Annotated in this window: 16 protein-coding genes; 11 read left to right on the top strand and 5 right to left on the bottom strand. The window is 68.2% G+C overall.

Going from position 1 to position 20,730, the window contains the following annotated elements; all coding sequences use genetic code 11:
- Nucleotides 1-97: 97 nt before the first annotated feature.
- Nucleotides 98-1,195, top strand: coding sequence for a 4-hydroxyphenylpyruvate dioxygenase (gene hppD, locus ACFIMZ_RS01625; protein WP_431821134.1), 1,098 nt, complete (start codon nt 98-100; stop codon nt 1,193-1,195).
- A 129-nt stretch (nt 1,196-1,324) separates the two neighbouring features.
- Here the strand turns inward: hppD and ACFIMZ_RS01620 are convergent, their stop codons facing one another.
- Complete coding sequence (locus tag ACFIMZ_RS01620; RefSeq protein ID WP_431821133.1) at nt 1,325-1,519, bottom strand: hypothetical protein; 195 nt, start codon at nt 1,517-1,519, stop codon at nt 1,325-1,327.
- A 318-nt stretch (nt 1,520-1,837) separates the two neighbouring features.
- Here ACFIMZ_RS01620 and ACFIMZ_RS01615 point away from each other — a divergent pair, with 318 nt between their 5' ends.
- Nucleotides 1,838-5,428, top strand: coding sequence for an indolepyruvate ferredoxin oxidoreductase family protein (locus ACFIMZ_RS01615; RefSeq protein WP_431821132.1), 3,591 nt, complete (start codon nt 1,838-1,840; stop codon nt 5,426-5,428).
- A gap of 139 nt (nt 5,429-5,567) precedes the next feature.
- Here ACFIMZ_RS01615 and ACFIMZ_RS01610 read toward each other — a convergent pair whose 3' ends face one another.
- Nucleotides 5,568-7,838: an NADP-dependent malic enzyme gene (locus ACFIMZ_RS01610; RefSeq protein ID WP_431821131.1), complete on the bottom strand. Its 2,271-nt coding sequence runs from the start codon at nt 7,836-7,838 to the stop codon at nt 5,568-5,570.
- Between the two features lie 466 nt (nt 7,839-8,304).
- Here ACFIMZ_RS01610 and ACFIMZ_RS01605 point away from each other — a divergent pair, with 466 nt between their 5' ends.
- The 7 genes from ACFIMZ_RS01605 to ACFIMZ_RS01575 all read left to right on the top strand — a co-directional run bounded on the left by ACFIMZ_RS01605 (nt 8,305) and on the right by ACFIMZ_RS01575 (nt 15,730).
- Nucleotides 8,305-8,991, top strand: a complete 687-nt coding sequence (locus ACFIMZ_RS01605) for an orotate phosphoribosyltransferase (protein ID WP_431821130.1) — start codon at nt 8,305-8,307, stop codon at nt 8,989-8,991.
- A 225-nt stretch (nt 8,992-9,216) separates the two neighbouring features.
- Complete coding sequence (locus tag ACFIMZ_RS01600; protein ID WP_431821129.1) at nt 9,217-9,813, top strand: YbhB/YbcL family Raf kinase inhibitor-like protein; 597 nt, start codon at nt 9,217-9,219, stop codon at nt 9,811-9,813.
- A gap of 160 nt (nt 9,814-9,973) precedes the next feature.
- Nucleotides 9,974-10,546 (top strand): flavodoxin family protein, encoded by a 573-nt coding sequence (locus ACFIMZ_RS01595; RefSeq protein WP_431821128.1) that lies wholly within the window; start codon nt 9,974-9,976, stop codon nt 10,544-10,546.
- A 145-nt stretch (nt 10,547-10,691) separates the two neighbouring features.
- Nucleotides 10,692-11,642, top strand: a complete 951-nt coding sequence (argC, locus tag ACFIMZ_RS01590) for an N-acetyl-gamma-glutamyl-phosphate reductase (protein WP_431821127.1) — start codon at nt 10,692-10,694, stop codon at nt 11,640-11,642.
- 430 nt (nt 11,643-12,072) lie between these two features.
- The gene (locus tag ACFIMZ_RS01585) at nt 12,073-13,491 is read left to right on the top strand and encodes a DUF2957 domain-containing protein (RefSeq protein ID WP_431821126.1); all 1,419 of its coding nucleotides are present in this window, start codon (nt 12,073-12,075) and stop codon (nt 13,489-13,491) included.
- A gap of 148 nt (nt 13,492-13,639) precedes the next feature.
- A complete protein-coding gene (locus tag ACFIMZ_RS01580; protein WP_431821125.1) occupies nt 13,640-14,878 on the top strand; it encodes a DUF2957 domain-containing protein in 1,239 nt (412 codons plus the stop codon).
- Nucleotides 14,879-14,896: 18 nt separating this feature from the next.
- Nucleotides 14,897-15,730: an OmpW/AlkL family protein gene (locus ACFIMZ_RS01575; RefSeq protein WP_431821124.1), complete on the top strand. Its 834-nt coding sequence runs from the start codon at nt 14,897-14,899 to the stop codon at nt 15,728-15,730.
- A 160-nt stretch (nt 15,731-15,890) separates the two neighbouring features.
- On the opposite strand, the gene ACFIMZ_RS01570 is transcribed toward ACFIMZ_RS01575, so the two are convergent.
- Nucleotides 15,891-16,817, bottom strand: coding sequence for a LysR family transcriptional regulator (locus ACFIMZ_RS01570; RefSeq protein WP_431821123.1), 927 nt, complete (start codon nt 16,815-16,817; stop codon nt 15,891-15,893).
- A gap of 93 nt (nt 16,818-16,910) precedes the next feature.
- Between ACFIMZ_RS01570 and ACFIMZ_RS01565 the strand changes: the two genes are divergently transcribed.
- Nucleotides 16,911-18,197, top strand: a complete 1,287-nt coding sequence (locus ACFIMZ_RS01565) for an MFS transporter (protein WP_431821122.1) — start codon at nt 16,911-16,913, stop codon at nt 18,195-18,197.
- 66 nt (nt 18,198-18,263) lie between these two features.
- Here ACFIMZ_RS01565 and ACFIMZ_RS01560 read toward each other — a convergent pair whose 3' ends face one another.
- Nucleotides 18,264-18,905, bottom strand: coding sequence for a LysE family translocator (locus tag ACFIMZ_RS01560; protein ID WP_431821121.1), 642 nt, complete (start codon nt 18,903-18,905; stop codon nt 18,264-18,266).
- A gap of 79 nt (nt 18,906-18,984) precedes the next feature.
- A complete protein-coding gene (locus tag ACFIMZ_RS01555; protein ID WP_431821120.1) occupies nt 18,985-19,854 on the bottom strand; it encodes an NAD(P)-dependent oxidoreductase in 870 nt (289 codons plus the stop codon).
- Nucleotides 19,855-19,948: 94 nt separating this feature from the next.
- Between ACFIMZ_RS01555 and ACFIMZ_RS01550 the strand changes: the two genes are divergently transcribed.
- Nucleotides 19,949-20,692 carry a Mut7-C RNAse domain-containing protein gene (locus ACFIMZ_RS01550; protein WP_431821119.1) on the top strand — a complete coding sequence of 248 codons (744 nt, stop codon included), beginning with the start codon at nt 19,949-19,951 and terminating at the stop codon, nt 20,690-20,692.
- The last annotated feature ends 38 nt before the right edge of the window (nt 20,693-20,730 follow it).

Here is a 20,730-nt window from a genome sequence, read left to right as displayed (position 1 = left end):
GCGCGCTTCGCGGCGCGCATCAATCCCGGCCGGCGATCCGGGCAGGCGCGCAAGCGCTCGCCGCGGTCGACCGCCCGGCATGGAACCGGAGACAACCATGCAGATCCCCACCTGGGACAACCCCGTCGGCACCGACGGCTTCGAATTCATCGAGTACACCGCGCCGGACCCGAAGGCGCTCGGCCAGCTGTTCGAGCGGATGGGCTTCACCGCGATCGCGCGCCATCGCCACAAGGACGTGACGGTGTACCGCCAGGGCGACATCAACTTCATCATCAACGCGGAGCCGGATTCGTTCGCGCAGCGCTTCGCGCGCCTGCACGGCCCGTCGATCTGCGCGATCGCATTCCGCGTGCAGGACGCCGCGAAGGCCTACAAGCACGCGCTCGAACTCGGCGCATGGGGCTTCGACAACAAGACCGGCCCGATGGAGCTGAACATCCCGGCGATCAAGGGCATCGGCGATTCGCTGATCTACTTCGTCGACCGCTGGCGCGGCAAGAACGGCGCGCAGCCGGGCGCGATCGGCGACATCAGCATCTATGACGTCGACTTCGAGCCGATTCCCGGCGCGACCCCGAACCCGGTCGGCCACGGCCTCACCTACATCGACCACCTGACGCACAACGTGCACCGCGGCCGCATGCAGGAATGGGCGGAGTTCTACGAGCGCCTGTTCAACTTCCGCGAAGTGCGCTACTTCGACATCGAAGGCAAGGTGACCGGCGTGAAGTCGAAGGCGATGACGTCGCCGTGCGGCAAGATCCGCATCCCGATCAACGAGGAAGGCTCGGAAACGGCCGGCCAGATCCAGGAATACCTGGACGCGTATCACGGCGAAGGCATCCAGCACATCGCGCTCGGCGCGTCGGACATCTATCGCGCGGTCGACGGCCTGCGCAGCAAGGAAGTGAAGCTGCTCGACACGATCGACACGTACTACGAACTCGTCGACCGCCGCGTGCCGAACCACGGCGAGCCGCTGGACGAACTGAAGAAGCGCAAGATCCTGATCGACGGCGCACGCGACGACCTGCTGCTGCAGATCTTCACCGAGAACCAGATCGGGCCGATCTTCTTCGAGATCATCCAGCGCAAGGGCAACCAGGGCTTCGGCGAAGGCAACTTCAAGGCGCTGTTCGAATCGATCGAGCTCGACCAGATCCGCCGCGGCGTCGTGCAGGACAAGGCCTGACGCTCACGGCGCGGCGCGCCCGGCGGCAGCGGGCGTGCACCGGCGCAAAAAGAAAGGGCGGGAATCCCGGGATTTCCGCCCTTTTTTATCGACGTTCATCGACGCGGCCGGTGCGACCGCCCGGCCCGATCAATGCGCATTCGCCTCCGGCGCGACCAGGCGCACGCCCGACGGCTGCACATCGGCGTGCTGCGCGGGCGCGATCTGGCGCATCTGCACGCCCGCTGCCGCCAGTGCGCTCGCGCCTTGCGCGCGCACCGGGCCGGTCATCGCGAAAAACGCGGCGGACACGATCAGGAAACTCTGGATATGACGTGTGTTCATTGGCACCTCCTGTTGAACTGCCGGCGCCTCCCCGCTTTCGTCATGACAATCGACGCCGGCGGGCACCTCCGACAGGCCGCCCAGATTAACGACAAGTGCCGGACGATGTGCGCGGCTTTACATGCTTTTACATGCTGTAACGCGTAAAACGTGCTCGAAGCCCGGCCGCTCCGGCAATTTTGACGACGAGCGGCGGGTTTTTCCCAGTGCTACCATCGGCTAAAACCGGCCAATATGCCGGCCACTGCCGACGTGTTCACAAGACGCCGAAGCAAACGAAGTTTTGGCGATCCCAGACTGGGTGGAGGAGACTCATCAATGAATGCCCCGCTAGACGCAGGCCAACGCGCGTCCCTAGAAGCCGCGCTGAAGTCCGTCACGCTTGACGACAAATACACCCTCGAACGCGGCCGCGCGTACATGAGCGGCATCCAGGCGCTGGTGCGCCTGCCGATGCTCCAGCAGGAACGCGACCGCGCCGCCGGCCTCAACACCGCCGGCTTCATCTCCGGTTATCGCGGCTCCCCGCTCGGCGGCCTCGACCAGTCGCTGTGGAAGGCCAAGAAGCACCTGTCTTCCCACCAGATCGTTTTCCAGCCCGGTCTCAACGAAGATCTCGCCGCCACCGCCGTGTGGGGCTCGCAGCAGGTGAACCTGTACCCCGGCGCGAAGTACGACGGCGTGTTCGGCATGTGGTACGGCAAGGGCCCGGGCGTCGACCGCACCGGCGACGTGTTCAAGCACGCGAACTCGGCCGGCTCGTCGCAGCACGGCGGCGTGCTCGTCCTCGCCGGCGACGACCACGCGGCGAAATCGTCGACGCTCGCGCACCAGTCCGAACACATCTTCAAGGCCTGCGGCCTGCCGGTGCTGTTCCCGTCGAACGTGCAGGAATACCTGGACTTCGGCCTGCACGGCTGGGCGATGAGCCGCTATTCGGGCCTGTGGGTCGCGCTCAAGTGCGTGACCGACGTGGTCGAATCGTCGGCATCGGTCGACATCGACCCGCATCGCACCGAGATCGTGCTGCCGTCCGACTTCATCATGCCGGACGGCGGCCTGAACATCCGCTGGCCCGACCCGCCGCTCGTGCAGGAAGCGCGCCTGCTCGACTACAAGTGGTACGCGGCGCTCGCCTACGTGCGCGCCAACAAGCTCGACCGCATCGAGATCGACTCGCCGCACGCGCGCTTCGGGATCATGACGGGCGGCAAGGCGTACCTCGACGTGCGCCAGGCGCTGACCGACCTCGGCCTCGACGACGAGACCTGCGCGCGCATCGGCATCCGCCTGTACAAGGTCGGCTGCGTGTGGCCGCTCGAAGCGCAGGGCGCGCAGGCGTTCGCGCGCGGGCTCGACGAGATCCTCGTCGTCGAGGAAAAGCGCCAGATCCTCGAATACGCGATCAAGGAAGAGCTGTACAACTGGCCCGACGGACAGCGGCCGCGCGTGTTCGGCAAGTTCGACGAGAAGGACGGCGCCGGCGGCGAATGGTCGGTGCCGATGGGCAACTGGCTGCTGCCCGCGCACTACGAGCTGTCGCCCGCGATCATCGCGAAGGCGATCGCGACGCGCCTCGAGAAGTTCGAACTGCCGTCCGACGTGCGCGCGCGCATCGCCGCGCGGCTCGCGGTCATCAACGCGAAGGAAACCGCGCTCGCGAAGCCGCACGTGACGACCGAGCGCAAGCCGTGGTTCTGCTCGGGCTGCCCGCACAACACGTCGACCAACGTGCCGGACGGCTCGCGCGCGATCGCGGGGATCGGCTGCCACTACATGACCGTGTGGATGGACCGCAACACGAGCACCTTCAGCCAGATGGGCGGCGAAGGCGTGCCGTGGATCGGCCAGGCGCCGTTCACGAACGAGAAGCACGTGTTCGCGAACCTCGGCGACGGCACCTACTTCCACTCGGGCCTGCTCGCCGTGCGCGCGGCGATCTCGTCGAAAGCGAACATCACGTACAAGATCCTGTACAACGACGCGGTCGCGATGACGGGCGGCCAGCCGGTCGACGGCGTGCTGACGGTGCCGCAGATCACGCACCAGCTCGCGTCGGAAGGCGCGAAGAAGATCGTGATCGTGACCGACGAGCCGGAAAAGTACGACGGCAAGACCGCGCTGCTCGCGCCGGGCGTGACGATCCATCACCGCGACCAGCTCGACGACGTGCAGCGCGAGCTGCGCGAGATCGAAGGCACGACGATCCTCGTCTACGACCAGACCTGCGCGACCGAGAAGCGCCGCCGCCGCAAGCGCGGCGCGTTTCCGGACCCGGCGAAGCGCGTCGTGATCAACGACGCGGTGTGCGAAGGCTGCGGCGACTGCTCGGTGAAATCGAACTGCCTGTCGGTCGAGCCGCTGGAAACCGAATTCGGCACGAAGCGCCAGATCAACCAGTCGACCTGCAACAAGGACTTCTCGTGCGTGAAGGGCTTCTGCCCGAGCTTCGTGACGGTCGAGGGCGGCCAGCTGAAGAAGCCGAAGGCCGTGTCGGTCGACGGCAGCGCGCTCCCGCCGATCCCGGAGCCGGCGCTGCCGGCGATCGACCGTGCGTACGGCGTGCTCGTCACGGGCGTCGGCGGCACGGGCGTCGTCACGATCGGCGCGCTGCTCGGGATGGCCGCGCACCTGGAGAACAAGGGCGTGACCGTGCTCGACGTCACCGGCCTCGCGCAGAAGGGCGGCGCGGTGATGAGCCACGTGCAGATCTCGCACGCGCCGACCGACATCCACGCGACGCGGATCGCGATGGGCGAAGCCGACCTCGTGATCGGCTGCGACGCGCTCGTCACGGCCGGCGACGAATGCACGTCGCGGATGCGCCACAACGCGACGCGCGTGGTCGTCAACAGCGCGCAGACGCCGACCGCCGAGTTCATCAAGAACCCGAACTGGTCGTTCCCGGGCCTGTCGGCCGAGCAGGACATCCGCGCGGCCGCGGGCGACGCGGTCGATCTCGTCGACGCGAACCGCTTCACGGTCGCGCTGCTCGGCGACGCGATCTACACGAACCCGTTCGTGCTCGGCTACGCGTGGCAAAAGGGCTGGCTGCCGCTCACGCTCGCGTCGCTCGAGCGGGCGATCGAGCTGAACGCCGTGCAGGTCGACAAGAACCGCGCGGCGTTCGACTGGGGCCGCCGCGCCGCACATGACCTCGCGAGCGTGCAGCAGGCCGCGACCGGCGGCGCGCGCGCCGCGCAAGCCGGTGCGACGGTGATCGCGCTGCACACGAAGAAGTCGGTGGACGCGCTGATCGCGAAGCGGGTGGAATTCCTCACCGCGTATCAGAACGCGGCGTACGCATCGCGCTACGCGGCGTTCGTCGACCAGGTGCGCACCGCCGAGCGCGCACTGGCGGACGGCGACGCGCAGGAGCCGCTGACCGAGGCGGTCGCGCGCAACCTGTTCAAGCTGATGGCGTACAAGGACGAATACGAGGTCGCGCGGCTGCAGTCCGATCCGGCATTCCTCGCGCGCCTGTCCGCGCAGTTCGAAGGCGACTGGAAACTGAAATTCCACCTCGCGCCACCGCTGTTCGCGAAGAAGGACGCGCACGGCCATCTGGTGAAGAAGGCGTACGGCCCGTGGATGATGCCGGCGTTCCGGATGCTCGCGAAGCTGAAGGTCCTGCGCGGCACCGGCCTCGATCCGTTCGGCCGCACCGAGGAGCGTCGCACCGAGCGCGCGCTGATCGGCGAGTACGAAGCGCTGATCGGCGAAGTCGTCGGCAAGCTGACGGCCGCGAACCGCCCGCTCGCGCTCGAGCTGGCCGCGCTGCCGGACGGCATCCGCGGCTACGGCCACGTGAAGGAGAACAACCTGCGCGCGGTTCGCACGAAGTGGAACGCGCTGCTCGCGCAGTGGCGTTCGCCGACGGGCGGCCAGAGCCGGCAGCAGGTCGCCTGACGGGGCGCGGGGCCGGCACGCCGGCCCCGCAAGCCACGGTTTGCTCGTGGCCCCCATGAAAAAAACGCCACGGAACCCGGGTTCCGTGGCGTTTTCCTTTGCGCCGTGCGCGAAGCGCGGCGCGACCGCTCGTGCGAACTTACTTCGTGTTCACGTTCGCCGCAGCCACCGCCGTCATGTTGATGATCCGGCGCACGGTCGCGGCCGGCGTCAGGATGTGAACCGGCTTCGCCGCGCCGAGCAGGAGCGGGCCGACCGTCACGCCTTCGCCGCCGACCATCTTCAGCAGGTTGTACGCGATGTTCGCCGCTTCGACGTTCGGCATGATCAGCAGGTTCGCTTCGCCGGACAGCGTCGTGCCCGGGAACGCGGCCTTGCGGACCACTTCGGACAGCGCCGCGTCGCCGTGCATTTCACCGTCGACTTCCAGCTGCGGCGCGCGCTCGACGATCAGCTTGCGGGCCTCGGCCATCCGGCGCGACGACGCCGACGGCGCGCTGCCGAAGTTCGAGTTCGACAGCAGCGCGGCCTTCGGCGTGATGCCGAAGCGCTCGATCTCGGCCGCGGCCTGGATCGTCATGTCGGCGAGCTGTTCGGCGCTCGGCACCTCGTTCACGTACGTGTCGCACAGGAACAGGTTGCGGCCCGGCAGCATCAGCAGGTTCATCGCCGCGAAATGCTCGGCGCCCTTCGCGCGGCCCAGCACCTGCTCGATGAACTTCAGGTGGCTGTGGTACGTGTCGATCATCCCGCAGATCATGCCGTCCGCGTCGCCCAGGTGGACGAGCATCGCGCCGATCAGCGTGTTGAACTTGCGCAGCGCCGCCTTCGCGACTTCCGGCGTCACGCCGTCGCGCGCGCCGATCTCGTGGTATGCCTGCCAGTACTGGTGATAGCGGGTGTCGTCTTCCGGATTGACGATCTCGAAATCGACGCCGGCCTTCAGCTTCGAGCCGATCTTCTGCAAGCGCATCTCGACGACCGACGGACGGCCGACGATGATCGGCTTCGCGATCTTCTCCTGCAGCACGAACTGCGCGGCGCGCAGCACGCGCTCGTCCTCGCCCTCGGCGAACACGATGCGGGCCGCGGCCTTCTTCGCGGTCGCGAACACCGGGCGCATCACCATGCCGGTGCGGTAGACGGTCGCGCCGAGCTGCTCGCGGTACGCGTCCATGTCCTGGATCGGACGGGTCGCGACGCCCGAATCCATCGCGGCTTGCGCAACGGCCGGCGCGATCTTGATGATCAGGCGCGGGTCGAACGGCTTCGGAATCAGGTATTCCGGGCCGAACTCGAGCGAATGGCCTTCATACGCCTTCGCGACTTCCTCGCTCTGGTCGGTTTCCTCGGCCAGCTCGGCGATCGCGCGCACGCAGGCGAGCTTCATCTCTTCCGTGATCGTCGTCGCGCCGACGTCGAGCGCGCCGCGGAAGATGAACGGGAAGCACAGCACGTTGTTGACCTGGTTCGGGTAGTCCGAACGGCCGGTCGCGATGATCACGTCGGGGCGCGCGGCCTTCGCGTCTTCCGGGCGGATTTCCGGTTCCGGGTTCGCGAGCGCGAGGATCAGCGGGCGCTCGCCCATCGTCTTGACCATGTCCTGCTTCAGCACGCCGGCGCTCGAGCAGCCGAGGAACACGTCCGCGCCGACGATCGCGTCGCCGAGCGTGCGCGCATCGGTCGTCACGGCGTAGCGCTGCTTCGACGGATCGAGGTTGCCGCGGCCTTCGTAGATCACGCCCTTCGAGTCGCAAACGAGCACGTTCGCCTTGTTCAGGCCGAGCTTCACGAGCAGGTCCAGGCACGCGATCGCCGCCGCGCCCGCGCCCGAGCACACGAGCTTCACTTCACCGATCGTCTTGCCGACCACCTTCAGGCCGTTCAGGATCGCCGCCGACGCGATGATCGCGGTGCCGTGCTGGTCGTCGTGGAAGACCGGGATCTTCATCCGCTCGCGCAGCTTCTGCTCGATGTAGAAGCACTCCGGCGCCTTGATGTCTTCAAGGTTGATGCCGCCGAGCGTCGGCTCGAGCATCGCGATCGCGTCGACGAGCTTGTCCGGATCGGATTCCGACAGCTCGATGTCGAACACGTCGATGCCCGCGAATTTCTTGAACAGGCAGCCCTTGCCTTCCATCACCGGCTTCGCGGCGAGCGGGCCGATGTTGCCGAGGCCGAGCACCGCGGTGCCGTTCGTCACGACGCCGACGAGGTTGCCGCGCGACGTGTACTTCTGCGCGTCGAGCGGATCGGCGTGGATCGCCTCGCACGCGGCCGCGACGCCCGGCGAATACGCGAGCGACAGATCGAGCTGGTTCGAGAGCGGCTTGGTCGGCGTGACCGAAATCTTGCCGGGTTTCGGGTTCTGGTGATAGGCGAGAGCGGCCTGCTTCAGTTGTTCGTCCATGATTGACCTGCGAGAGACATGCGAAAGAGAAATGCGAGTGCTCAGTACGCAGCACCTTGAGCCGCGGATGCGTGGATCGAGGGGGTATTCGATTGCGACGGCCGTTGCACGCCGGATCGGCGCGCGATCGAACCTCGGCGGGTGGCAAGAGGAAAGTACAAAGTACTGAGCGATTATTCTAGGGCCGACTAGTGTACACCCCGCGCATAGTGTGCGTTGCTGCGGCGCGGCATCGCGGGCCTCGCAGCGGCCCGCCGATCAAGCCCCGTTTATTCCGGACTGTTCCGTACACGGCGGCAAGCGCATGCAAAGTCCGTCGAAATCAGCCCGAATCGGGTAAAATAACCGGCTACGCGCGCAGCGATACGATCGGCTCCCCGGTCGCGCCCCGGCCCTCGCGGGCGGGCTCCCCTTGCTGCGCCACCGGGCACGCGCCCGCTCCTCGCTCACCATCCAAGGAATGCCCATGACAGGCTTCGATCGTCAGACGATCTCCGACACGACCGCCAAAATCCTGCTCGAAGTGCAGGCGGTGCACTTCAACGCCGAAAAGCCTTTCATCTTCACGTCCGGCTGGGCCAGCCCCGTCTACATCGACTGCCGCAAGCTGATCTCGTATCCGCGCGTGCGCCGCGGCCTGATGGAAATGGCGGAAGCGACGATCCTGCGCGACGTCGGCTTCGAGCAGATCGACGCGGTGGCGGGCGGCGAAACCGCCGGCATCCCGTTCGCGGCCTGGATCGCCGACCGCATGATGGTGCCGATGCAGTACGTGCGCAAGAAGCCGAAGGGCTTCGGCCGCAACGCGCAGATCGAAGGCCATCTGGAAGAAGGCTCGCGCGTGCTGCTCGTCGAGGACCTGACGACCGACAGCCGCAGCAAGATCAACTTCATCAACGCGCTGCGCACGGCAGGCGCCACGGTGAACCACTGCTTCGTGCTGTTCCACTACAACATCTTCAAGGAGAGCGTGTCGGTCCTGAAGGACATCGACGTCGACCTGCACGCGCTCGCGACCTGGTGGGACGTGCTGCGCGTCGCGAAGGCGTCGGGCTACTTCGAGACGAAGACGCTCGACGAAGTCGAGAAATTCCTGCACTCGCCGGCCGAGTGGTCGGCCGCGCACGGCGGCGCGACCGGCGCCCAGGAGTGATGCCGCGCCGGCGGGCACGCCGGCGCCATCGCGGCACAAGCCGCTCGCCTCACGGCGGGCGGCTTTTTTTTCGCGCCGCGTCCCGGGTCTGTCGCGGCCATCTGTCACGACATGCGTCGCTCATCGAACCCTAATGCTAGACTTGCTCCATCGCCGCAATCACCTTCGCGACAACAAATGATGCCGGGCTCACCCGCCCGGCCCATGTGACGGGAGAAGCGCCATATGCGTGTGGGTCGCCAGATCGCTCCGCCTGCGTCATCGAACGGCCCGTCTCCGCTCGCCCTTGCCCTCCTCTGCGTCGCCGCCTTCGCCTGCATGCCGTCGCATGCGGACTCCTCCGCGTTCACCGTGTCGAGCGACGACCTGTCGCCGGGCGGCCGCGTCGGCGCCGCGCAGCTGTTCGACCGCGGCGACTGCAAGGGCGCGAACCGCTCGCCGCAACTGTCGTGGCGCAACCCGCCGCCCGGCACGCACGGCTATGCGATCACGATATTCGACCCGGACGCGCCCGGCCACGGCTGGTGGCACTGGGCCGTCGCAAGCCTGCCGCTCACCGTCACGAGCCTGCCCGCCGATGCGAGCGCGTCGGGCCTCCTGCGGCGCATCGGCGCGAGCGAGGCGCGCAACGATTTCGGCATCGACGGCTACGGCGGCCCATGCCCGCCGCCCGGCAAGCCGCATCGCTACATCATCACCATCTACGCGCTGAAGAGCACCGACCTGCGCATCGGCCAGGGCCGCCCCGCGCCGATGTTCGAGCACGAGATCGGCACGCAGACGATCGGCACCGCGACGCTCGTCGTGCATTACGGACAGTAAGCCGGCGCGGCAGCGCGCCGCCGATTGCCGACGCCCGCGAAACTCCGTCCTGCTCCATTGCAGTTTTTTGCGTCATTTCGCGTTGCTAGACTCGTCGTGACCGATCGCGGCACGCCGCCGCGCGTCGGCGCTCCCTTCGTCCTCATCTGGAGAACACCTCATGTCGAGCATCGTCATCGTCTATCACAGCGGCTACGGCCATACGAAGAAGCTGGCCGAAGCCGTCCACGCCGGCGCGCAGGACACGGGCGCGCAGGTGCGCCTCGTCGCGGTCGGCGACCTCGACGACGCAGGCTGGGCCGCGCTCGACGCGGCCGACGCGATCGTGTTCGGCGCGCCAACCTACATGGGCGGCCCGTCGGCGCAGTTCAAGACGTTCGCCGACGCGACGTCGAAACCGTGGTTCGCGCAGAAATGGAAGGACAAGATCGCCGCGGGCTTCACGAACTCCGCGACGATGAACGGCGACAAGTTCTCGACGATTCAATATTTCGTCACGCTGGCGATGCAGCATGGGATGGTGTGGGTCGGCACGGGCCTGATGCCGGCCAACTCGAAGGCGGCCACGCGCAACGACATCAACTTCGTCGGCGGCTTCACGGGCCTGCTCGCGCAATCGCCGTCGGACGCGTCGCCCGACGAAGCGCCGCTGCCGGGCGACCTCGAGACCGCGAAGGCGTTCGGCCGGCGCGTCGCCGAGGCGACGGCCCGCTGGATCGCGGGCGGCCGCTGAAGCGGCCTGCCCCGATAAAGGGACACAAGACGGCCCGCGAGGCCGTCTTTTTTTCGGCCCGTGCGGTGCAGGCCCGCCGCATGAAGTCTTAGAATGGCGGTTTTCCGGCGTGCAAGCGCCGTGGCCCCGTTTCAGTGAGAGCGAAATGAGCACCAAAGTTTTTGTCGACGGCCAGGAAGGCACGACCGGCCTCAAGATCTTCGAATACCTGTCCGCCCGCAGCGACATCGAGATCCTGCGCATCGACGAAGCGAAGCGCAAGGACGTCGACGAACGCCGCCGCCTGATCAACGCGTCGAACGTCACGTTCCTGTGCCTGCCGGACGTCGCGTCGCGCGAATCGGCGTCGCTCGTCGAGAACCCGGACACGACGCTGATCGACGCGAGCACCGCGTTCCGCACGAGCCCGGACTGGGCATACGGCCTGCCCGAGCTGACCCGCGCGCAGCGCGAGAAGATCCGCACGTCGAAGCGCATCGCGGTGCCGGGCTGCCATGCCTCGGCGTTCGTGCTCGCGATGCGTCCGCTCGTCGACGCCGGCGTCGTCGCGCCGACGTTCGCCGCGCACAGCCACTCGATCACCGGCTACAGCGGCGGCGGCAAGTCGATGATCGCCGACTACGAAAACCCCGCGTCGGCCGCGAAGCTCGCGAGCCCGCGCCCGTATGCGCTCGGCCTCACGCACAAGCATCTGCCGGAAATGGCCGCGCACACGGGCCTCGCCACGGCGCCGATCTTCACGCCGATCGTCGGCCCGTTCCTCAAGGGCCTCGCGGTGACGACGTATTTCACGCCCGGCCAGCTCGCAAAGCGCGCAACGCCGCAGGACGTGCAGCGCATCTTCGCCGAGTACTACGCGGATGAAGCGTTCGTGCGCGTCGCACCGTTCAACGCCGACGACAACCTCGACACCGGCTTCTTCGACGTGCAGGCGAACAACGACACGAACCGCGTCGACCTGTTCGTGTTCGGCAACGAAGAGCGCTTCGTGACCGTCGCGCGCCTCGACAATCTCGGCAAGGGCGCGTCGGGCGCCGCGATCCAGTGCATGAACCTCAACATCGGCGCAGCCGAGGACACGGGCCTCAATCACTGATCATCCTCTCATGCGATGCAAAGCCGGCGGCTGGCCGGCTTTTTATTTGCCCGCAATAAGCAATAAATGATAATCCGGGACCGGATTTACAATAATTTACAAGCTTTCAATTGCGCGACCTCCATTCGATTAATCCCGCTTCAGTTTTATCCAGTCAATCCCGAATAGGGATAAACCGGATACCGCCGCTTTAAACGCTGCCGTAATGGCCAAAAGGCCGCCCGGCATTTCTCCGCGCGCCGCGCCATACCTGCCCCGGCGCACATCGTCAGCACACCTTGCGTTTTAATTCTTACTGAATGCCCCTGCATGAAGGCATTTATCGGACCGCCGCCGTTTCAATCGTCTTTTTTAGACGGGTTCATCAATTGACAGCAAAAATACGGGCAGCGACATTAACTCGCACAATTAAACGATTGGAGACAGCGGCATGTCGCACACCTTATCGAAGGGGGTGGCAACGGCCTTTGCCATTGCCCCTTTGCTCGTCGCATGTGGAGGAGGGGATTCCGGCGCGCCCGCCCCGATCGAAGCGCCTCAATGTTCCGGCTCGAGCTGCGGCACGCAGGGACCGCCTGCGTCGCAACCCGTCAACAGCGCGCTGTGCCCGGCCAACGCGGACATCGTGAAAAGCACGTATCTCGGCGGCGCGGGCAGCGGCGAAATCGTCAGCGTCAACATCGACGCGGTCGCGATGACCTACACGCTCAAGTGGCTCGAATCGCCGATTCCGCTGAAAACCGGCACCGTCACGCCCACGCGCGTCGGCACCACGATCGCCGGCAAGGTCATACACCCGCCGACCGGCACGCTGCCGACCGCCGAGCAGACGCGCTGCGCGTTCGTCCTCACGCCTGGCTCGGGCACGGCCGGCGACGGCTCGATGTATTCGACCGCCGCCGACTTCAACCAGGCCAATCCGCCGATGCTGCTGGTCGGCATGGGCGTGGCAGGCGGCGGCATTCCGGGCGCGACGGTGCAGTACGACGGCCTGACGATCATCCCCGGCATCGTGCAGAACGTCGGCCAGGTGCCGAACCGCCACTTCGACTTCTATCCGTTCCTCGGCTTCGCGAGCACGACGGCGGATCTGACGAAGCTGCCGGGCACGTACAACGCGCTGATCTATCACCTCGTGCCGTCGTCGAACTACGCGACCAAGGGTTCGAACTCGAGCGAGACGTTCGACGCGAGCGGCGCGTGCACGTCGACGAGCGCGGGCGGCTGCCAGACGACCGGCGCCCCGTGGAAGGCCAGCGCGAAGGGCGGCTACTTCGACAGTGCGAAGGCGCCGCAAACGCTGCCGCAGACGAGCCTGCCGCTGGTCGGCCAGACCGGCAGGTCGGCCACCGCGCACATGGTGATCGGCCAGCTCAACGGCGCGACGGTCCCCGTGATCGTGCGCACCGGCAACGTGAACCTCGGCACGCCGCCGCTGCACGCCGACGCGCAGGTCGACGACGAATCGGGCATCGCGGTGCTCGGCAACGCGACGGCGCTCGCGTCGGGCGGCATCGACGGCGGCTACGCGGGCGCGGACTCGAACTTCAAGTACACGGCCGCGCTGATCCGCGGCGGGAACGCCACGTTCGTGAACCCGACGACGCAGGCCGCGGAGGACGGCTTCACGCTGGACTACGGCCAGGCGACGCCGGGCCTGCTGAACCTGCGGACGATCCCGCCGGCCAATTCGGGCTACGCGGCAAATTCAGGATTGCTGATCGCGACGGGCGGGCTGTACGCGACGCTCGTGCAGGGCACGGTGAACGGCGGCGTCACGCCGACGTCGGCCAACGCGAGCACGTCGTCGGCGCCGTACTTCGGCGTCGGCGCGCAGATCAGCAAGTAACGGCGAAATAACGGCGGAACCGCGGCGGCGCACGCCGTCGCGGCAACGAACCAGAGGCGCCCGGCACGGCGCCGGCAGGACGACGCACAAACACGAAGCGGCCGACAGGGAGCCGGCCGCCACACAAGACAAATACTGGAGGAGCAACATGAAGCGGAACTTCATTCTCGCGGCCACCGTGGCCGCCCCCCTTCTTTCGGCATGCGGTGGCGGGAGCGACAATCCGCCGCCGCTCGTCGAAGACCGTCTCTGCCCCGCCGCGCTCGACTACGGCACCGTCTACACCGGCGGCGCGGGCAGCGGCGAGCTCGTCAAGCTGCAGCTCGACACGATCAGGATGACCTGGCAGGTCAGCTACATCGAATCGCCGGTTCCGCGCACCACCGGCACCGTCACGCCGACGCGCGCCGGCACCGTCGACAGCGGCACGCTCACGCAGGAAACGCTGCTGCCGACCAACAAGCTGAACCAGTGCGCGTTCCGCCTGAACGGCGCGAGCCTCGACCCGTCGCGCCCGGCGCGCATCTTCGTCGGCTTCGGCGTCGCGGGCGGCACGATTCCCGGCAAGGAGATCCAGTTCGGCGGCGTGCTCGGCCAGGCAGCGGTGCCCGACACGAAGTTCCCGTACTACCCGTTCATCGGCTTCTCGGCAATCGAGACCAACCTCGCGAACCTCGCCGGCACGTACAGCCACGTCGGCTTCGGCGAAGTGCCGTCGCAGCAGTTCGCGCCGGTGTCGATCGACGCGAAGGTGACGATCAACGCCGACGGCACGTGGATCAAGTGCGACACGACCGGCCAGTTCGCCGGCACGTGCCGCCAGCCGGGCACGAACCTCGCGCAGTCGGCGGACGGCAGCGGCGCGTTCCAGACCAACAGCTACCAGAGCCAGCTCAAGCCGACGCTGTCGACGCTGCCGCACGGCAGGGGCTTCATGATCGTCGGCAAGCTGCGCAACCAGCTCGTGCCGATCCTCGTGCGCACCGGCGTCGCGAACCCGAACGTGCAGCCCGACAGCAACGGCGTGCCGGGCCTCACCGCCGACGACGAATCGAGCATCTCGATCCTCGCGCCGCAGACGGCGATCACGGTCGGCTCGCAGAACGGCGAGTACATCGGCGTCGACAGCGCGTTCAACTACCGCACCACCGCGCTGATCAACAACCAGGCGACGCTGCTCGATCCGTTCCAGCCGGCGCAGGCATCGCTCGCGACCCCGCTCGACCTCGACTACACGCAGAAGGTGCCGGGCACGGTCACGACGGTCCACACGGGCGCGGGCAGCACGGCGCCCACCGGCAAGTTCATCTTCACGGGCGGCGTGTTCGGCTTCCTCGACAACGCGAATCCGACGCCGTATTTCACGATCGGCGCGTTCGTCCAGTAAGCGGGCACGGGAGCCGTCATGAAGAAGATCCTTCTCGGCGCGGCGGCCGGCGCCGCCGCGCTGGCGCCGCTCGCGACGCACGCGCAAAGCGCCGGCAGCAACGTCGTCACGCTCGGCTGGTTCCACGTGATGCCGCAGCAGAGCAGCACGCCGATGACGACCAACGTCGCGCCGACGCCGATCAACACGCCGCTGCGCCTGCCGCCGTCGTTCACGTCGCCGGGCACCGGGCTGCGCACGAGCGGCGCGGACACCGTCGGCCTCACGGTCAGCCACTTCCTCACCGACCACATCGCGGTCACGTCGGTGGCGGGCGTGCCGCCGGTGTTCAAGGTGTCGGGCCAGGGCACGATCAAGCCGCCGGGCCCGGCCGGCGCGCTCGGCACGCAGAACATCGGGCTCGGATCGGTCAACCCGATCGTGAAGAGCGTGCGGCAGTGGAGCCCGGCCGTGCTGCTGCAGTACTACTTCGGGCAGGCCACCGCGACGTTCCGGCCGTTCCTCGGCCTCGGCGTGTCGTACAACTGGTTCAGCGACCTGCAGCTCAACCCGAACTTCGTCAAGCAGACGCAGGACAACCTCGGCGCGATCCTCGCGGCGGGCGCGGGCAAGCCGGGCAAGACCTCGGTGGACGCGAAGGCGTCGTCGTCGTGGCAGCCGGTGTTCAACGCGGGCCTGCAGTACAACATCACCGAGCATTTCGGGCTCGTCGCGTCGGTCACCTACATCCCGCTGAAGACGACGTCGACAGTGACGATCAAGGCGGCCGACGGCACGACGCTCGCCGAGTCGAAATCGGACCTGAAGGCCGATCCGATCATCAGCTACATCGGGATGTCGTACAAGTTCTGACGCTGATCGGAAAAATCTGGACGAAAAAAAGCCCGCCTAAGAGGCGGGCTGAATCCATATCAGAGGAGACATGGAGGAGACAGGTGTAACTATAGCGAATCGGTTTCCGCAATGCAACATTTCTGTTGCGAAAATCAGGATTTTCCCTCGAATGCCGGCTCTAAACGGTCAGCACTTCTGACCCCATCTGCTTCTCCTGCGCCAGCACCTCGGCCAATGCATCCCGCAGCAGCGTGACCGGCCGCAGCAGGCGGCCCGGCAGCGCGCCGTGCACAAGCCAGATGTTGATCCGCGTCTCCAGCCCGGAGGTACGGACTACCCGCAGCCCATCGCGATGCGCGCTGCGCGCGAGCGCAGTCGGCGACGCGATGCCAACCCCCGCGCCGCGCGCGACCAGCGACAGCTGCAGATCCGACCCGAATGCCTCGACCGCGACGTTGAACGGCAGCCCGGCCGAGCCGAACGCGCGGCTCAGCGCCGAGCGCATCCCGCAGCCGTCCTGGCTCAGCACCCACGGAAAGTGCGACAGCGCATCGAGCGTCAGCGGCCCGTCGGGCAGCGGGAAGTCGCGCGCCGCGACCAGCACGGCCGGTTGCGTGCCGAGCAGCGTCGTCGTCAGCGCATCCGGCAACGCCGCGCTCGCCGGCATCATGACCGCCGCCGCGTCGAGCGCGCCCCGTTCGAGGCCCTCCACGAGCGCCGGCGACCAGCCCGCGGTGACGCGCAGCGTCAGGCGCGGGAACGCGTCGCGCAGCCGGTCGACCGGCCGCTCGAGCGCCAGCTCCGACAGGAACGGCGGCACGCCGATGCGCAGCTCGCCGGACGGTTCGCTGTCCGGTACGCCGACCGCCATCAATTCGTCCACCGCGCCCAGCACGTTGCGCGCGAGCGTGTAGACCTCACGCCCAGCGGCGGTCGGCTTCAGCGGCTTGCTCTGCCGTTCGAGCAGCGGCACGCCGAGCAGGGTTTCGAGATTCTGCACGCGCCGCGTGAGACCCGGCTGCGTCAGATGAAGCTTCGCGGCGGCGGCCACCATCGAGCCGCTGTCGACCACCGCGACGAATGCCTGCAGATCGCGCGTATTCAAAACAAACTCGCATAATCATGTTAGACATATTTCAATTGTCGCATAAACATCAGCCACCTACGATTGGGACTTTCCACTCCCGACGGGCTCACGATGACTCGCCGTGCCGACTTCTGCCCTGCCGCCGCGCCGCGCGCGTCCGGCGGCGCAACGCCTGCGTTGAGCGCGGGCATGACGCTGTTCTTCGCCGCGACGGTCGGCGTGATCGTGGTCGACCTGTTCGCCGCGCAACCGCTGACCGGCCCGATCAGCACGGAGCTGCGCCTGCCGCCGGGCCTCGCCGGCCTCGTCGCGATGCTGCCGCAGCTCGGCTATGCGGCCGGGCTCGTGCTGCTCGTGCCGCTCGTCGACCTGCTGGAGAATCGCCGGGTGATCGTGACGACGCTCGCCGTGTGCGCGGCAATGCTCGCGCTTCCGGCGCTCACGCGGTCGGGCACCGTGTTCCTGCTTGCGACGCTCGCGGCCGGCGCCGCGTCGAGCGTGATCCAGATGCTGGTGCCGATGGCCGCGTCGATGGCGCCTGACGCGCAGCGCGGCCGCGCAGTCGGCAACGTGATGAGCGGGCTGATGCTCGGCATCCTGCTGTCGCGGCCGCTCGCGAGCCTGATCGCCGGCTCGTTCGGCTGGCGTGCGTTCTACGGCTTGGCCGCGGCCGCGGACGCGGCCATCGCCGCCGTGCTCGCGTTGCGGCTGCCCGCGCGCCGGCCGCATGCGACGGCCGGCTACCGCGCGCTGCTCGCGTCAATGGGGCGCCTGCTCGCCGACGAGCCGGTGCTGCGCCGGCACGCGCTCTCCGCCGCGCTCGTGATGGCCGCGTTCAGCGCGTTCTGGACCGCGATCGGGCTGCGGCTCGCGCAGCCGCCGTTCGATTTCGGGCTGCACGGCATTGCGCTGTTCGCGTTCGCCGGCGCGAGCGGCGTGATCGCAACGCCATTCGCCGGCCGGGCCGGCGATCGCGGCCACGGCCCCGCCGCGCTGCGGCTCGCGCACGTTGCGATGCTGGCGGCGCTCGTCGCGATCGGCGTCGCGGGCGCCGGATGGTTCGGCTTCGACGCGCACACGCATCGCCGCGCGGCGCTCGTGCTGCTGGCGGCCGGCGCGGCGCTGCTCGACGCGGGCGTGGTCACCGACCAGACGCTCGGCCGCCGCGCGATCAATCTGCTGAATCCGGCCGCGCGCGGGCGTCTGAACGGGCTGTTCGTCGGATCGTTCTTCGTCGGCGGCGCGCTCGGCGCGGCGCTCGCGGGCAGCGCGTGGGCATGGGGCGGCTGGCCCGCGGTGTGCGGCGTCGCGCTGGCGTTCACCGGCGCCGCCGGCGCGTTCGGGCTCCTGGCCGAGCGTCGCCCCGGCACGGCGGCCGTGCCCGGCGCACGCCCCTGAAAGACGAACGCCCCGCCCTCGGACGAGGACGGGGCGTCGGGCCGAAGCAGCCGAAAACCGCCGGAATCAGTGCCGCACCAGCGCCATCATCGCGCCGAAGCCGACGAACAGGCCGCCGGTCAGCCGGTTGAACGCCTTCGCGACGTTCTGGCTCTTCAGCGTCGCGCCGATGCGCATGCCGAACGACGCATAGACGAGATACCAGCTCACCTCGATCACCGCGAACGTGGCGACCAGCACGCCGAACTGCGGCAGCGTCGGCTCGGACGCGTTGATGAACTGCGGCAGCAGCGCGGCGGCGAACAGGATCGCCTTCGGGTTGCTGCCCGCGACCAGGAAGCCGTTGCGGAACAGCGCCCAGCCCGACGCCGGCGCGGCCTGGCGGGCCACCGGCTCGACGTCGGCGCCGGGCGTGTCGGCATCGACGCGCGCGCGCCACGCCTTCACGCCGAGATAGATCAGGTAGGCCGCGCCCGCATAGCGCAGCGCGTTGAACATCGCCGGCCACGCCTCGAGGAACACGCCGAGCCCGGCGGCCGACACCGACAGCATCAGCACCAGCGCGCTCAGGCAGCCGGCCATCGTCGCCGACGAGCGCCGCAGGCCATGCCGCGCGCCGTGCGTCATCACGAGGAGCATGTTCGGACCGGGAATCGCCGACACGACAAACACCGTCGCCACGAAAAGCCACCACGTATGCAAGCTCATTGCCGCCTCTGCGCGCAGGAAAACGAAACGACGATTATGCCGCCTGCGGCGCGGATTTGTCCCGCGCCGCCCGCCCGCTTCAGCGGCCCGCGCGGCGCGACGCGACCTCGCCGAGCACCGCGAAGTCCAGCTCGCCGCCGCCGTGCGCGAGCGCATCGAGCAGGTTGTCGCGCACGAGGCTCGCGAGCGGCAGCGGCACCGACACCGCGTCTCCCGCCACGAGCGCAAGCCGGACATCCTTCAGGCCGAGGCGCGCCTTGAAGCGCGCCGGCTCGTAGCGCCGCTCGGCGATCATCGAGCCGTAGCCTTCGTACACGGGCCCCGGGAACACGCTGTGGGTGATCACGTCGAGGAAATCGCGCATCGCGACGCCGTGCCCGGCGAGCAGCGCGGACGCCTCGCCGAGCGTCTCGATCGCCGACGCCAGCGTGAAATTCGCGGCGAGCTTCGCGACGTTCGCATGCTGCGGCAGCGAGCCGAGCCGCCAGGTCTTCTGGCCGATCGCGTCGAACAGCGGCTGCATCCGGTCGATCGCTTCCGCCGGGCCGGCCGCCATGATCGTCAGGCGCGCCGCCGCCGCGACGTCCGGCCGCCCCATCACGGGTGCCGCGACATAGTCGAGGCCGCGCGACGCATGCTCGTGCGCGAGCGACTCGGCGAGCGCGACGGAAATCGTCGCCATGTTGACGTGGATCAGGCCGCGCGGCGCCTGCGCGAGCAGCGCGTCGTCGAAGATCCCGCGCGCGGCGGCATCGTCGGCGAGCATCGAGAACACGGCGTCGCCGCGGAACGCGTCGGCCGGCGTGTCGACCGCCTGCGCGCCGAGCGCGACGAGCGGCCCGGTCCGCTCGCGCGAACGGTTCCAGACCCGCACCTGGTGCCCCGCCTTCAGCAGGTTCGTCGCGATCGCCTGCCCCATTTCGCCCAGCCCGATAAATCCGAGATCCATCGCACGCTCCTTCGACAAGTGAATCCGCGAGTTAAACACAATCGCGTGCAACCTGCAGGCAGCGCCGCCGCCTGCGCAATGCGATACTGCGCGCATGGCGACCGCGACCTTCCGTTTCCACGGCGAACTGAACGCGTTCCTTGCGCGAACGCTGCGCGACCGCGCGTTCGCCCGCGCGTGCGGGAGCGAGGCGAGCGTCAAGCACATGGTCGAGGCGCTCGGCGTGCCGCATACGGAGGTCGGGCGGCTGTGCGTGAACGGCGCGCCGGCGCCGTTCGACCGGCGGCTCGCGGACGGCGACCGCGTCGACGTCTACCCGGAACGCGCGCCGCAACAGGTGGATGGCGCCCGCGCGCCGGCGCCGCCGGACTGGCGCTTCGTCGCCGACGCGCACCTCGGCGGCCTCGCGCAACTGCTGCGCCTCGCCGGCTTCGATACCTGCTACGACAATCATTTCAGCGACGACGAAATCGCCGTGCTCGCCGCGCGGGACGGCCGCATCGTCCTCACCCGCGACCGCGAGCTGCTCAAGCGGCGCGCGGTCGCGCGCGGCTGCTACCTGCATGCGCTGCAGCCGGCCGCGCAGTTGCGCGAGCTGTTCACGCGGCTCGATCTGGCGCCGCACATGCGGCCGTTCCGCCTGTGCCTGCGCTGCAACGCGCCACTGCATCCGCTGAGCGCCGAAGACGCGGCCCTGCGCGTGCCCGATGGCGTGCGACAGCGCCACCGGCGCTTCGCCGCCTGCGACGTGTGCCAGCGCGTATTCTGGGAAGGCTCGCACTGGCGGCGCATGCGCACGGTCGTCGACGCGATGCGCGCGGTCGCGCCCGGCGCCTGAAAAAACAAAACCCCGCATGCGCCAACATGCGGGGTTGC

Origin of the sequence: Burkholderia sp. F1 (assembly GCF_050813845.1) — a bacterium.
In the GTDB taxonomy this organism is placed as follows: Bacteria; Pseudomonadota; Gammaproteobacteria; order Burkholderiales; family Burkholderiaceae; genus Burkholderia; species Burkholderia ubonensis.
This window is presented reverse-complemented; position numbering and strand designations above follow the sequence as displayed.